Origin of the sequence: Pinisolibacter sp., assembly GCF_036782435.1 — a bacterium.
Classification (GTDB): Bacteria; Pseudomonadota; Alphaproteobacteria; order Rhizobiales; family Ancalomicrobiaceae; genus CALBKH01.
This window is the reverse complement of the sequence record NZ_DAIPZB010000016.1, coordinates 76982-90514: the sequence shown is the minus strand read 5'-3', so window position 1 is coordinate 90514 and position 13533 is coordinate 76982. Positions and strand designations below refer to the sequence as shown.

Sequence of the window (13533 nt, the reverse complement as noted above, 5' to 3'; positions counted from 1 at the left end):
TCAGATCGTCTGATTGTAGGCGCCGACTTCCGGGTTCTGGCGCAGGACGGCGTCGATGTCGGCGAACATCTCCTCGAGGCGGGTGCGCGACACCGGGCTCTCGATCACCACCACCAGCTCGGGCTTGTTGGAGGAGGCGCGCACCAGACCCCAGGTGCCGTCCTCGACGGTGACGCGGATGCCGTTGACGGTGTTCACCTCGACGATCCGCTGGCCGCGGATCGTCTCGCCCTCGTCCTTCATGGCGAGGAGGCGGGCGATCACCTTGTCCACCACGCCGTATTTCTTCTCGTCGTCGCAGTGCGGCGACATGGTCGGGCTCGACCAGGTCTTGGGCAGGGTCTTCTCCAGGTCCGACATGCGTTTGCCCGGGTTGCGGTCGAGCATGTCGAGGATGGCGATGGCGGAGACGAAACCGTCGTCGTAGCCGCGGCCGATCGGGGCATTGAAGAAGTAGTGGCCGGATTTTTCGAAGCCGGCGAGCGCGCCGAGTTCGTTGACCCGGCGCTTGATGTAGCTGTGGCCGGTCTTCCAGTAGTCGGTGGTCACTCCGAGGTCCTTCAGGACGGGATCGGAGTGGTAGAGGCCGGTCGACTTGACGTCGACGACGAAGGTCGGCTTGTCGTGCACCCGGGCGAGGTCGCGGGCGAGCATGACACCGACCTTGTCGGCGAAGATCTCCTCGCCGGCGTCGTCGATGACGCCGCAGCGGTCGCCGTCGCCGTCGAAACCGAGGCCGACGTCGGCGCCGTGCTCCAGCACCGCGTCGCGGATGGCATGGAGCATCTCCATGTCCTCCGGGTTGGGGTTGTAGCGCGGGAAGGAGTGGTCGAGCGTCGTGTCGAGCGGGATCACCTCGGCACCGAGGGCCGCGAGGATCTCCTCGGCGAAGGCGCCGGCGGTGCCGTTGCCGCAGGCGGCGACCACCTTGATCGGCCGGGAGAGCTTCGGCCGCGCCGTCAGATCGGCGATGTAGCGGGCGGGGAAGTCCGCGACGTGAGCGTAGGCGCCGCCGCCGCAGAGGCCGAACTTTCCGGCGAGCACGATCTCCTTCAGCCGGCTCATCTCGTCGGGACCGAAGGTGAGCGGCCGGGCGCAGCCCATCTTGACGCCGGTCCAGCCGTTCTCGTTGTGCGAGGCGGTGACCATGGCGACGGCGGGGACGTCGAGGTCGAACTGGGCGAAATAGGCCATCGGGGTGATGGCGAGACCGATGTCGTGGACGGTGCAGCCCGACGCCATCAGGCCGGTCACCAGCGCCAGTTTGATCGAGGCGGAATAGGAACGGTAGTCGTGGCCGACGACGATCTCGCGCTTCACGCCGAGTTCGCCGAGCAGCGTGCCGAGCCCCATGCCGAGCGCCTGGACGCCCATCATGTTGATCTCCTTGCCGAAGATCCAGCGGGCGTCGTACTCGCGGAAGCCCGTGCGCTTGACCATCGGCCGCGCCTCGTAGGCGTAGGTGTTGGGCAGGAGCTGCTGTTCGGGGACCGGGAACATGGCGGACGTGTCCTCGTGAGGTGGGATCGAAGCGGGCGACGCCCGGGCGGGCGGAAAAGCAAGGCGCCATCCTAGTCGTGCGTTCCCAAAGGAAGCGTTGCGTTGGACGGATACGGCAGGCTCACGCGTCGTCGCGCCAGAGGAGATCGCCGGAGGCGGTGCGGAGTTCGTCGCCCCGCCACAGGAGACCGCGGTGCGACCGCAGCCGGTCGATGCGGATCGTCGGATCTCCCGGTTCGATCCGCGCGGTCGTGGTGGCGTCTGGGCCGAGGGCCTCGTCGGAGGTCGCGGTGAGGACGGTAACGCCGCCGGCGGTCGGGGCGAGACAGGCGGCGAGGGCGGCGGCGGGATCGGCGAGGCCGAGGTCCGGCAGGTGGAGCCGGTCGTCTCGGGTCAGGCCGAGCGCGGCGGCGGCGGCGTGGAGGCGGCGGATCACCCGGCGGTGGTCGAGGCGCGTCGCTCCACCGGTCGCCCCGGCGATCCACAGCGCCGTGTCGGTCGCGGCGATCGGCCGGCGGTCGGCCGGGCGCAGGCGCTCCGGCGACAGTTCGGCGAGCGCTTCGTCGAGGCGGGGGTAGGCCATCGTATGAGGGCCGTGGACCCAGACGGCGGCGGCCGACGTGAGATGCGGGGCGGCGGTCTCGAACAGCGGCAGGAGCGTGCCGTCGACGACGACGTGGCGCGGCGCGACGATGGCGATCGCCGCGGCGAGGGTCTCCCCGTCGACCGTCGGATCGAGCAGAGCGGCGACCGCGCCCGAGGCGGCGACGCCGAGCCAGGCGGCGACGCGTTCCGGCCGGTTCGCCATCAGAAGGGCGACCGGCTCGCCGCGCGCCACGCCGTGGAGGATGCACCAGCGGGCCCAGCGGGCGGCGCGGCCGACGAGATCCTCGTAGCTCAGGCGTTCGACGCCGTCGGCGGAGACGAGGGCGAGGCGATCACGATGCTCCGCCGCCCATTCCTCGATCTCGTCGCGCAGCGTCTGGGTCGGCGCCACGTCGAGTTCGGCGAGGCGGCGGGCGACGGCGCGACGGTCGCGCGTCAGGGCGAGCTTGTCGGCGGCCGTATCCCAGAGGCCCATGGGCGTCGTTCCTCGCGCCGCCGACCGTCAGGAGAAGGTGCCGGAGAAGCCGGAGACCGACAGCGGATTGTCGGTGACGGCGACGCGGTCCGGCGTGTCCGGGGCGAGTTGGCCGACGAAGGCATCGAACATGCGTTTGACGAAGCCTTCTTCGAGATCGCGGGTGATGAACACCAGCCGCGAGCGATGGTCGGCGTCGGGCCAGTGGTCGAGCTGTGCGACCGGATGGACGACGTGCTGGACGACGTGCAGCACCAGCGGCCGCTCCGGATCCTCGGCGAGCCGGACCACTCCCTTGACGCGGAGCAGCTTCGGGCCGTGAGCCGAGCGCAACAGATCGAGGAAGAGATCGAGCGAGGCGGCGGCGATCGGCCGATCGGTGGTCAGGCAGAAGGCGCGGATGTGGGCGTCGTGGCGATTGGGATCGTGGATGTGGTGATCGGGATGATCGCAGTCGGCGCCACAGGCCGAGCCGTCGGCGTGGTGGTGATCGTCGTGATGGCCGTGCCCGTGGTGGTGATCACCGTGATGGTGGTCGTGCCCGTGGCCGGCAGCCTCTTGGCGGCGGCGCTCGGCCTCGCGATCGCGATAGGCCTCTTCGGCGAGCCAACGGGTGACGTCGGCGGATTTGGTCTCCGGCCGCCACAGGCCGCTCTCGAGCAGCGCCGCCGGGGTCGCCTCGCCGGCCGCGGCGTCGAGGAGGGGGGCGGCGGGGTTCAGCACCCTGAGCCGGGTGCGCAGGGCGACGAGGGAGCGTTTCGTCTCGGGCGTGTCGCAGAGGTCGGACTTGGTGAGGACCAGTCGATCGGCGACGGCGGCCTGTTTCACCGCCTCCTCCTGGGCGTCGAGGGTCGCCATGCCGTTGACCGCGTCGATCAGGGTGACGACGCCGTCGAGGCGGTAGCGGCGCACCAGATAGGGGTGGCGCATCACGGTGTGGAGGATCGGCGCCGGATCGGCGAGACCGGTGGTTTCGATCACCACCCGCTTCAGCGCCTTCAGGCGGCCGTTGTCGAGGCGCTTCAACAGATCTTCCAACGTCGAGACGAGGTCGCCGCGGATGGTGCAGCACAGGCACCCGGAGGAGAGTTCGACGACGCCGTCGTCGGCGCGCTCGACCAGGACGTGGTCGATGCCGACTTCGCCGAATTCGTTGATGATCACCGCCGCATCGGCCATCGCCGGATCGTGGAGCAGGCGGTTGAGCAGGGTCGTCTTGCCGGCGCCGAGGAAGCCGGTGATGACGGTGAGCGGGATCGGCTCCGGCGGGCGCGGGGCGGTCGGGTCGGACATCGATGGCGTCTCCTCGGTCGAACCGCTGCGGTCGACGGGCGGCGCCGGAGGGGACCGGCGCCGGGGCGGGCTCGATCAGCCGCCGGTTTTCTTCTTCGGCTTGGCCGCCGGCATCGGAACGGCGGCGGCCTTCGATTTCGGCTTCGCGACCGATTTCGGTTTCGCCTTGGCGCCGGTCGCGGCCCGCGTCGGCGCGGGCTTCGCCGCGACCCTGGCGGTCGCGGGGCGTGCGACGGGAAGCGCGGCGGCAGGCATGACGCCGGGGGCGGTGATGACCATCGGCGAACCGCTCGCCGGCGGCAACACCGCGCCGAGGCCGGCGCCCGAGCCGGGTCCGGTCGGCGGTTGATCGCCGGGAGCGCGCGGACGAATGGCGCCGGGGGCGGAGGCGGTGGAGAAGGTCGGGGCCGCCATCAACGCCGAAGGGTTGTCGGTCGGGGCGAGCGCCAGCATCTCGCCGGCGTCGCTCGGCGCGGCATCGGCGCCGCCGATCCAGACGCGCACCGGCGGACCGATGTCGAAGCGTTCGGTGAGATAGGTGGCCGGCTTGACCGGGGCCCAGCCGGGTTCGCCCGGCCGGATCACGCCGGACTGGTCGCGGCCGCCGCTCACGGTCGCGCGGGCGGATTCGCCGATCTCTTCCGGGTCGGGGGTGCGTTCGCGCTTCTTGCCGCAGATCTGCGGCTTCATGTCGACGACCGGCCGGCCGGCCTCGGGGCCGCGCGACATGTGGTCGAGGGTCTCGGCGGCGGAGAACCGGCCGAAGAGGCCGCCGCTCTCCTCGAAGCCCTTGGTGAAGAGTTCGGCGGCGAGTTCGGCGCGGACCCGGGTGTTGCGGGCGCCGAGCACCACCGCCACCAGTTTGCGACCGCCGCGCGTCGCCGAGGCGACGACGTTGAAGCCGGAGGAACAGATGAAGCCGGTCTTCATGCCGTCGGCGCCGGGGAAGCGGTCGAGCAGGTGGTTGTGGTTGCGGATGACCTCGTCGCCGATCTGGATGCCGGGCAGATGCCAGAGGCCGGAGGCTTCCGGAAACTCGGTGAGGAGGGCGCGGGCGAGGAGGCCGAGGTCGCGGGCGGTGGTCACCTGACCGGCGTCGGGCAGGCCGTGGGGGTTGCCCCACCGGGTCGAGCGCATACCGAGGAGGCGGGCCTGCCGGTTCATCTCGGCGACGAAGGCCTCCTTCGAGCCACCGACGGCTTCGGCGAGCGCCCAGGAGACGTCGTTGGCCGACTTCACCATGATGATCTTCAGGGCGTTGTCGACGGTGACCACCTCGCCGACCTTGAAGCCCATCTTGCTCGGCGGCTGGCGCGCGGCGGTGGCGGTCATCGGCACCGGCGAGGTGGTGCGGATGCGCCCCGAACGGATCGCCTGGAGCGTCACCCAGGCGGTCATCAGTTTGGTCACCGAGGCCGGATACCAGGCCTGATCGGCGTTGTGGCGGGCGACGATCTCACCGGAACGGGCGTCGAAGACGAGATAGGCGCCGGCCGTCGGCGCCGCGACCACGCTCGCCGTCAGGGCGAGGAGGCCGGCGAGCGCCGCGGTGAGCGCGATCGAGGCGCGGCGGCGAAGGGAGAGCGGGCGCGTCGAGAGCGGGCGGTTCACGGGACGTCGTCTCTCCGTTCGGCGCGGGACCGCTGCGAGGCGACGGCGGGCGGCGCGGGTCCTCGAGAGGTCGGATCGGGCATCGATAGCCGATTTGCGAGGCGCCGGCCAATAGGTCGACGCGCGGAGGCCGTCGACAACATCGTGGTACGGCCGTCACCGGTCGCAGCTTGCTCGAGAATGAGCCGAAATCGCGGCACGACGTCGGCGCGCCGCGAAAGCGCTGGACGCGGCGGTGCGGACGTGCACATCCACGGAAGGACCGATCGCCGCAGACGGGCGGCGCGGACGGAGTTCGACCATGACCTCGACGTCGCTCGATCGCACCGATCCTTCGCCGCCGTTGCGCCTGGAGCGGGCGCGCGGCCGGGCCGAGGTCGGCTTCAAACTGCGCGACGGCAAGACGGTGCTCGATCGGCTGTTCCAGGAGGGGCAGGCGAAGATTCGGCTGCCGAAGAGCCACGGGGGCGAGCCGACGACGGCGGTGCTGATCAACACCGCCGGCGGCATCGCCGGGGGCGATCGGCTCGCCTACGCGGCGCGGTTCGCAGCGGGGACGACGGCGGTGGTGACGAGCCAAGCGGCGGAGCGGGTCTATCGCTCGTCGGCGACCGACGGGTCGCTCTCCGGCGAGGTCACGACCCGGATCGAGGTGGAGAGCGGAGCTTTCGCCGAATGGCTGCCGCAGGAGACCATCCTCTTCGACGGTGCGGCGCTCGACCGACGACTCGAGGTGGAGATGGCGGCCGACGCGCGGCTCCTGATGGCCGAGACGGTGGTGCTCGGGCGCGCCGCCATGGGCGAACGGGTCGAGACCTGCCGGCTGGTCGACCGCTTCCGCATCCGCCGCGGCGGGCGGTTGATCTTCGCCGATACGCTCCGGCTCGAAGGCGAGGCCGGGGCGATCCTCGCCGGGACCGCGACGGGACGGGGCGCCACCGCCCTCTCGACGGTTCTCCTGGTGGCGCCGGACGCGGAGGCGCGGGTCGAGGCTCTGCGCGAGGTCCTGGAGGGTTGCGGCTCGGAAGTGGGGGTCAGCGCCTGGGACGGGATGCTGTGTCTCCGGCTGGCGCACGCCTCGGCACGGACGCTGCGTGATGACCTCGTGCGCATCATGTTGCACATTCGGCGGGCAGATCTGCCGCGTGTCTGGTCTTGCTGACCGCCTGTATCCGCCGCAGACTGCTCGAGAACCCATCGCTGCCCGCGTCCCCGCCGCCCGGTCGTCCCGCGATCGACGGCGCCGGGGACATTCGCGGGCGATCCGTCGGAAGAGCGCGCATGAACCTCACCCCTCGCGAGAAGGACAAGTTGCTCATCGCCATGGCGGCCGTCGTGGCGCGCCGGCGGCTGGAGCGCGGCGTCAAGCTCAACCATCCGGAGGCGGTGGCGCTGATCACCGACTTCGTCGTCGAGGGCGCGCGCGACGGCCGCACCGTCGCCGAGCTGATGGAGGCCGGGGCGCACGTGATCACCCGCGAACAGGTGATGCCGGGGATCGCCGAGATGATCCACGACGTCCAGGTCGAGGCGACCTTCCCGGACGGCACCAAGCTCGTCACCGTGCACCATCCGATCCGCTGAACCGTCGTTTTCGAGGAGGCGTCGATGCTCGAACTGCGCCCCAACTGCGAATGCTGCGATCGCGACCTGCCGCCCGACGCCGAGGCGTACATCTGTACGTTCGAGTGCACGTGGTGCCGGACCTGCGCCTTCGAGGTGCTGAAGGGCGTCTGCCCCAACTGCGGCGGCGGCTTCGAGCGCCGTCCGGTGCGGCCCGCCGCCAATCTCGTCAACAATCCCGCCTCCACCGTGCGCGTCTTCCGGGCCGAGCCCTGCGCGCCGGGCGAAGCGGCGTGAGGGAGACCCAGGCATGATCCCCGGTGAGATCTTCGCCGCCCCCGGCGACATCGAACTCAACGCCGGTCTCGAGGTGACCGAGATCGAGGTCGCCAACACCGGCGATCGGCCGGTGCAGGTCGGCTCGCACTACCATTTCGCCGAGACCAATCCCGGCCTCGCCTTCGATCGGGCGGCGGCGAAGGGCAGGCGGCTCGACATTCCGGCGGGAACCGCGGTGCGTTTCGAGCCGGGGCAGTCGCGCCGGGTGCGGTTGGTGCCGTTCCGGGGCAAGCGCGAGGTCTACGGCTTCCGTGGCGACGTCCAGGGGAAGCTCTGATGGGCGTGCGGGTTCTCCTCGTGACGACGGTGATCGGCTCGGCGTTCGCCTCCGCGATGACGGCGTTCGCCGCCGATTGCGCCGGCTCCGATCAACACAGCCTCAATCGCTGTGCAGAGGATGAATATCGCGCCGCCGACCGCTCGCTCAACGCCCAATACAAGGTGACGCGCAAGGCGATGGCCGCCGCCGATCCGGACGCCGAGCGTCTGCTGATCGCGGCGCAGCGGGCGTGGATCGGGTTCCGCGATGCCCATTGCGAGGCCTCGGCTCACGTCAACCACGGCGGCAGCATGGAGCCGTTGACGCGGTTCGGCTGTCTCGCCGAGGCGACGGCGGTGCGTACCGAACAACTGAAGCAACTCGCCGAAGACTACGGCAACTGATCCGACCGAGGAGCCCTCGCGATGTCGTTCAAGATGTCCCGCTCGGCCTATGCCGACATGTTCGGCCCCACCGTCGGCGACAAGGTGCGGCTCGCCGACACCGACCTGATCGTCGAGGTGGAGAAGGACTTCACCACCTACGGCGAGGAGGTGAAGTTCGGCGGCGGCAAGGTGATCCGCGACGGTATGGGTCAGGCGCAGTCGACGCGGGCCGGCGGCGCGGTCGACACCGTCATCACCAACGCGCTGATCATCGACGCCAAGCTCGGCATCGTGAAGGCCGACGTCGGCCTCAAGGACGGCCGTATCGTCGGCATCGGCAAGGCGGGCAATCCGGACGTCCAGCCGGGCGTCGACATCGTCGTCGGACCGGGGACGGAGGCGATCGCCGGCGAGGGCAAGATCCTCACCGCCGGCGGCCTCGACACCCACATCCACTTCATCGCGCCGCAGCAGATCGACGAGGCGCTGATGTCGGGCGTCACCACCATGCTCGGCGGTGGCACCGGCCCGGCGACCGGCACGGCGGCGACCACATGCACCCCCGGTCCGTGGCATCTCGCCCGCATGCTCCAGGCGGCCGACGCCTTCCCGATGAACCTCGCCTTCACCGGCAAGGGCAACGCCTCGCTGCCGGAGGCGCTCATCGAGCAGGTCGTGGCCGGGGCCTGCGGCCTCAAGCTGCACGAGGACTGGGGGACGACGCCGGCGGCGATCCGCAATTGTCTCACGGTCGCCGACAAATACGACGTCCAGGTCGCCATCCACACCGATACGCTGAACGAATCCGGCTTCGTCGAGGACACGATCGCCGCCTTCGAGGGGCGCACCATCCACGCCTATCACACCGAGGGTGCAGGCGGAGGTCACGCGCCGGACATCATCCGGGTGGCGGGCCTGCCCAACGTCATCCCGTCGTCGACCAACCCGACGCGGCCCTACACCCGCAACACGCTCGACGAACATCTCGACATGCTGATGGTCTGCCATCACCTCGACGGGTCGATCCCGGAGGATGTCGCCTTCGCCGAGAGCCGCATCCGGCGCGAGACCATCGCGGCCGAGGACATCCTCCACGACATCGGCGCCTTCTCGATCATCTCGTCGGACAGTCAGGCGATGGGCCGTGTCGGCGAGGTGATCATCCGCACCTTCCAGACCGCCCACAAGATGAAGGTGCAGCGCGGGCGTCTCGCGGGGGAAGCGGGCGACAACGACAATCTCCGGGTCCGTCGCTACATCGCCAAGGTGACGATCAATCCGGCGATCGCCCACGGGCTCTCCAAGCACGTCGGCTCGGTCGAGGTCGGCAAGTTCGCCGATCTGGTGTTGTGGACGCCCGCCTTCTTCGGGGTGAAGCCGGATCTGGTGTTGAAGCTCGGCACCATCGCCGCCGCGCCGATGGGCGACCCCAACGCCTCGATCCCGACGCCGCAGCCGGTCCACTATCGGCCGATGTTCGGCGCCTTCGGCGGGGCGCTCACCGCCTCGCGGCTGACCTTCGTGTCGAAGGCGGCGGCGGAAGCGGGGATCGCCGAGAGGCTCGGTCTGACCTCGCACGTGGTGGCGGTCGAGAACTGCCGGTCGATCGGCAAGAAGGACATGGTGCTCAACGACGCCATGCCGATGATCGAGGTCGATCCCGAGACCTACGAGGTGCGCGCCGACGGCGAGTTGCTCACCTGTGAGCCGGCCGAAGTGCTGCCGATGGCGCAGCGGTATTTCCTGTTCTGAGGGGCGGGCCAGCCGGTCGCAGGTGTTCGATCGGATGGCGATGGCGCCGCGGTGATCCCTTCTCCCCTTGCGGGAGAAGGTGGCCGAAGGCCGGATGAGGGGTCCGGGCCTCTCTTCCGGCTCGGATCTCGCGGTGTGGCCCGGCCGCCGCTTCGCGGCGCCCCCTCATCCGCCCCTGCGGGGCCCCTTCTCCCGCGAGGGGAGAAGGGGGAGGCCAGCGGGCTCGCCGTCGGAACGACGCACGGCGGGTTCGATCGGCGGGCCCATTCCCACCCGCCGGCCTTGCCATCGCCGCCGTTCGGGACAAATGTCCGTCTCTCCTTCGAGGTCGCGGGTTCCGCGGTCTCCGCCCTTTCGAGGTTTTCGCATGATCCGCGCCACCACCGTTCTTGCCGCCGGTTCGTTCCGGCCCGATCTCGCCCGCGACACCGTGGTGCTCGACTTCGACGAGCGGCGGCGGCGGCGCGGTGTGGTGATGGGGGAGAAGGGCGTCGAGTTCCTGGTCGACCTCGCCGAGACACCGACGCTTTCGCACGGTGACGCCTTCGAGCTCGAGGACGGGCGGCTGGTGCTGATCGCGGCGCGGCCCGAGAAGCTGGTCGAGTTCCGCGTCGCCGACGCCTTCGCGCTCACCCGCCTCGCCTGGCACCTCGGCAATCGCCACACGCCGACGCAGATCCTGCCCGGCTGCCTTCGCATCCGCGACGATTACGTGCTGGTCGAGATGGTCAAGAAGATGGGTGGCGCGTTGGTGGGCTTCGTCGAGGCGCCGTTCGATCCGGAAGGCGGGGCCTACGGTCACGGCGCGACGATGGGCCACGATCACGGGCACGGGGCTTCCCACGCGCCCGAAGCGCCCGAAGCGGCCGATCCGGCGGTCGCGGCGGCGTTGGAGCGCCGCGCCAAGCGGCGGGCGGCGCGAACGCCGCATGTGCACGGACCGGACTGTGGTCCCGATTGCGGCCACGACCATGACCACGGGCACGACCATGACCACGGGCACGACCACGACCATGGCCATTCCCACGGGCATTCCCATGACCATGGGCATTCGCACGCCCACGGCCACGATCATTCCCATGATCACGGCCACGACCACGACCACGACCACGATCATGGTCACGGGCACGATCATGGTCACGGGCACGGCCACAAGCATGGCTGAGCCACGGGTCGTCGCTCGCCTCGGCCGTCATCCCCGGCCGGAGCGCAGCGGAGGGGAAGGGGATCCAGAGCGGTGGTGCCTTCCGGAACAGCGATGCGATCGTGGAGGGAGAGGCCCTTCTGGTTCCCCTTCCCTCGCTTCGCTCGCCGGGGATGACGGGGTGCGTGGGTACGGCCGCGGAGGGGCGTGGTTCGGCCACCGGGTGGTCACGCGCTGCCCGGTCCTTCGACCCGAAGAGGGGGCGGGATGAGCGCCGTCGACGATCTCCTGACGCTCCAGGTCTGGCTCTCCCCGGCTTTCCCGGTCGGCGGCTTCACCTATTCCCATGGGCTCGAATGGGCGATCGAAGCGGGCGACGTGACCTCGGCCGCGAGTCTCGAGGCCTGGCTGGGCGATGTGCTCGTCCACGGGGCGGGGCGGTCGGACGCGATCTTTCTCGCCCGGGCCCATGCGGCCGCTTCGGCCGGCGATCTCGCCGGGCTCGCCGAAATCGTCGAGCTGGCGGCGGCGTTCCAGCCGTCGAAGGAGCGGCGGCTGGAGGCGACGGCGCAGGGCGCCGCCTTCGTGCGGGCGATCGCCGACACCTGGGACGACGGGCGCTTCGCCGCGCTCGCCGAAGCGCTCACCGAGCGGTTTCCCGCACCGGTCCATGCGGGCTCGCCGTGGACCCATGCGGTGGCGGTGGGCGTCGCGGCGGCGGTCGCGGGTATCGCGGTCGAGGCGACGATCCCGAGCTACCTCCAGGCCTTCGCCGCCAACGTCATCTCGGCCGGGGTGCGCGCCGTGCCGCTCGGCCAGTCGGACGGGCTCAGGGTGCTGAGGCGGCTCGCCCCCGTCGTTCGACGTATCGCGTCGCAGGCCGAGGCGGCTAGGCTCGACGACGTCGGCGGGGCGGCGATCCTCGCCGACATCGCGTCGATGAAACACGAAACCCAGTACACGAGGCTCTTTCGCTCATGACCGCGTCCCCGGCATCGAAGTCCCCCCACGGCCCCCTGCGCGTCGGCGTCGGCGGTCCGGTCGGCTCGGGCAAGACGGCGCTGATGGACGCGCTGTGCAAAGAGCTGCGCGCCGCCTACGACCTCGCGGCGATCACCAACGACATCTACACCCGCTGGGATGCCGATTATCTGGTGCGCTCGGGGGCGCTCGACGCCGATCGGATCATGGGGGTGGAGACCGGCGGCTGCCCGCACACGGCGATCCGCGAGGACGCTTCGATCAATCTCGCGGCGGTCGCCGAGATGCGGGCGAAGTTTCCCGGGCTCGACCTGATCCTGATCGAATCGGGCGGCGACAATCTCGCCGCCACCTTCTCGCCCGAGCTCGCCGATCTGACGATCTACGTCATCGACGTGGCGGCGGGGGAGAAGATCCCGTCGAAGGGCGGGCCGGGCATCACCCGTTCGGATCTCCTGGTGATCAACAAGATCGACCTCGCGCCGATGGTCGGGGCCGACCTGTCGGTGATGGAGCGCGACGCGAAGCGGATGCGGGGGCAGCGGCCCTTCGTCTTCGCCAACATGAAGACCGGCGAAGGGCTGGCCGAGATCGCCCGGTTCATCGAGGCGCGCGGCGGCCTTTCCGGCTGACGGCTGCGCCCGGCCGTCCGCGACCGAGCCCCTCACGAGGCACGGCGACGCGGCAAGGGGGGCGCGGGAACGGCGCGGAAAGCGTCGGCGATGCGATCGAGCGCCGGGGCGAGGGTACGGTCACGGGCGTCGGCGTGGAAGACGATCTCGCTCTCGGGCAGCGCCGGAAAGCCGTCCTCGGTGCCGAGGACGATCGCGCCGGGCGGTACCGCCGAACGGCCGACGCAGCCGATGCCGAGCCCCGCTTCCACCGCCGCCTGGATGGCGAGGAGGTCGCGGCTGACGAAGGCCATGACCCAGGGTAGGCCGGCTTTCTCCATCGAGTCGATCGCCAGTTCATGGATCCTGCAGGGCCGGGCGATGACGGCGAGCGGGATCGGTTCGCCGGGGCGGCGCAGCAGATCCGGTGCGGCGGCCCAGACGAGATCGTCGGAAAAGAGGCGCCGGCCGGTGATCTTGGGGACGCCGGGCCGACCGATGTGGCGGACGACGACGGCATCGTGGCGGCCGGCCTCCCAGTCTGCGACGAGGTCCTCGGAGAGGCCGAGGGTCACCGAGACCGACAGGCCGGGCATCAGATCGCGCAACGCCCGCATCACCCGCGGAAGGTGGCCGCCGGTGGCGTGTTCGCTGACGCCGAGGGAGAGACGCCGCGTGGGCGCCGCGGCGGTGGCTCGGGCGAAGACGTCGTCGTGGACGGCGAGCAGACGCCGCGCCTCGGTGAGGAAGCCTTCGCCGAAATGCGTCGGCATCACCGAGCGCGGGGTGCGGTCGAAGAGGCGTCGGCCGAGGCGGTCCTCGAGCTTCTTCAGGCGTACGGAGATCGCCGACTGGGTGGCGCCGAGCCGGGCACCGGCGGCGGTGAAACTCTCGGTCTCGGCGAGCGCGACGAAGGTGCGCAGGAGATCGATGTCGAGATCGGCCATGGAATCATTCCATATGAGAATGACTGATATGGTATCTATTCGCTTCGATCATGCAAGAGGGGATGG

14 protein-coding genes are annotated in these 13533 nt (G+C 70.4%); 9 read left to right on the top strand and 5 right to left on the bottom strand.

What is annotated here, in order from left to right:
* The 4 genes from V7Q42_RS09190 to V7Q42_RS09175 all read right to left on the bottom strand — a co-directional run bounded on the left by V7Q42_RS09190 (window position 1) and on the right by V7Q42_RS09175 (window position 5485).
* Window positions 1-1500, bottom strand: coding sequence for a phosphomannomutase/phosphoglucomutase (locus tag V7Q42_RS09190; RefSeq protein WP_333823705.1), 1500 nt, complete (start codon window positions 1498-1500; stop codon window positions 1-3).
* 121 nt (window positions 1501-1621) lie between these two features.
* The gene (locus tag V7Q42_RS09185; RefSeq protein WP_333823704.1) at window positions 1622-2581 is read right to left on the bottom strand and encodes an AMP-binding protein; all 960 of its coding nucleotides are present in this window, start codon (window positions 2579-2581) and stop codon (window positions 1622-1624) included.
* A 27-nt stretch (window positions 2582-2608) separates the two neighbouring features.
* Entirely contained in the window at window positions 2609-3874 is a 1266-nt protein-coding gene (locus V7Q42_RS09180; RefSeq protein ID WP_333823703.1) for a CobW family GTP-binding protein, read from the bottom strand.
* A 75-nt stretch (window positions 3875-3949) separates the two neighbouring features.
* Complete coding sequence (locus V7Q42_RS09175) at window positions 3950-5485, bottom strand: serine hydrolase (protein WP_333823702.1); 1536 nt, start codon at window positions 5483-5485, stop codon at window positions 3950-3952.
* A 301-nt stretch (window positions 5486-5786) separates the two neighbouring features.
* On the opposite strand from V7Q42_RS09175, the gene V7Q42_RS09170 reads away from it, so the two are divergent.
* From V7Q42_RS09170 to ureG, 9 genes are all read left to right on the top strand, one after another.
* Window positions 5787-6647 carry an urease accessory protein UreD gene (locus V7Q42_RS09170; RefSeq protein WP_333823701.1) on the top strand — a complete coding sequence of 287 codons (861 nt, stop codon included), beginning with the start codon at window positions 5787-5789 and terminating at the stop codon, window positions 6645-6647.
* Window positions 6648-6766: 119 nt separating this feature from the next.
* Window positions 6767-7069 carry an urease subunit gamma gene (locus tag V7Q42_RS09165; protein WP_333823700.1) on the top strand — a complete coding sequence of 101 codons (303 nt, stop codon included), beginning with the start codon at window positions 6767-6769 and terminating at the stop codon, window positions 7067-7069.
* 24 nt (window positions 7070-7093) lie between these two features.
* The gene (locus V7Q42_RS09160) at window positions 7094-7345 is read left to right on the top strand and encodes a DUF1272 domain-containing protein (RefSeq protein WP_333823699.1); all 252 of its coding nucleotides are present in this window, start codon (window positions 7094-7096) and stop codon (window positions 7343-7345) included.
* Window positions 7346-7358: 13 nt separating this feature from the next.
* Window positions 7359-7664 carry an urease subunit beta gene (locus V7Q42_RS09155; protein ID WP_333823698.1) on the top strand — a complete coding sequence of 102 codons (306 nt, stop codon included), beginning with the start codon at window positions 7359-7361 and terminating at the stop codon, window positions 7662-7664.
* Entirely contained in the window at window positions 7664-8050 is a 387-nt protein-coding gene (locus V7Q42_RS09150; protein ID WP_333823697.1) for a lysozyme inhibitor LprI family protein, read from the top strand. The genes V7Q42_RS09155 and V7Q42_RS09150 overlap by 1 nt, the downstream gene beginning before the upstream one ends.
* A gap of 21 nt (window positions 8051-8071) precedes the next feature.
* Window positions 8072-9784 (top strand): urease subunit alpha, encoded by a 1713-nt coding sequence (gene ureC / locus V7Q42_RS09145; RefSeq protein WP_333823696.1) that lies wholly within the window; start codon window positions 8072-8074, stop codon window positions 9782-9784.
* A gap of 367 nt (window positions 9785-10151) precedes the next feature.
* Complete coding sequence (locus V7Q42_RS09140; RefSeq protein WP_333823695.1) at window positions 10152-10949, top strand: urease accessory protein UreE; 798 nt, start codon at window positions 10152-10154, stop codon at window positions 10947-10949.
* Window positions 10950-11195: 246 nt separating this feature from the next.
* A complete protein-coding gene (locus tag V7Q42_RS09135) occupies window positions 11196-11909 on the top strand; it encodes an urease accessory protein UreF (protein ID WP_333823694.1) in 714 nt (237 codons plus the stop codon).
* Window positions 11906-12541, top strand: coding sequence for an urease accessory protein UreG (gene ureG, locus V7Q42_RS09130; protein ID WP_333823693.1), 636 nt, complete (start codon window positions 11906-11908; stop codon window positions 12539-12541). The genes V7Q42_RS09135 and ureG overlap by 4 nt, the downstream gene beginning before the upstream one ends.
* Before the next feature lie 32 nt (window positions 12542-12573).
* On the opposite strand, the gene V7Q42_RS09125 is transcribed toward ureG, so the two are convergent.
* Window positions 12574-13467, bottom strand: a complete 894-nt coding sequence (locus tag V7Q42_RS09125; protein ID WP_333823692.1) for a LysR family transcriptional regulator — start codon at window positions 13465-13467, stop codon at window positions 12574-12576.
* Window positions 13468-13533: the final 66 nt, after the last annotated feature.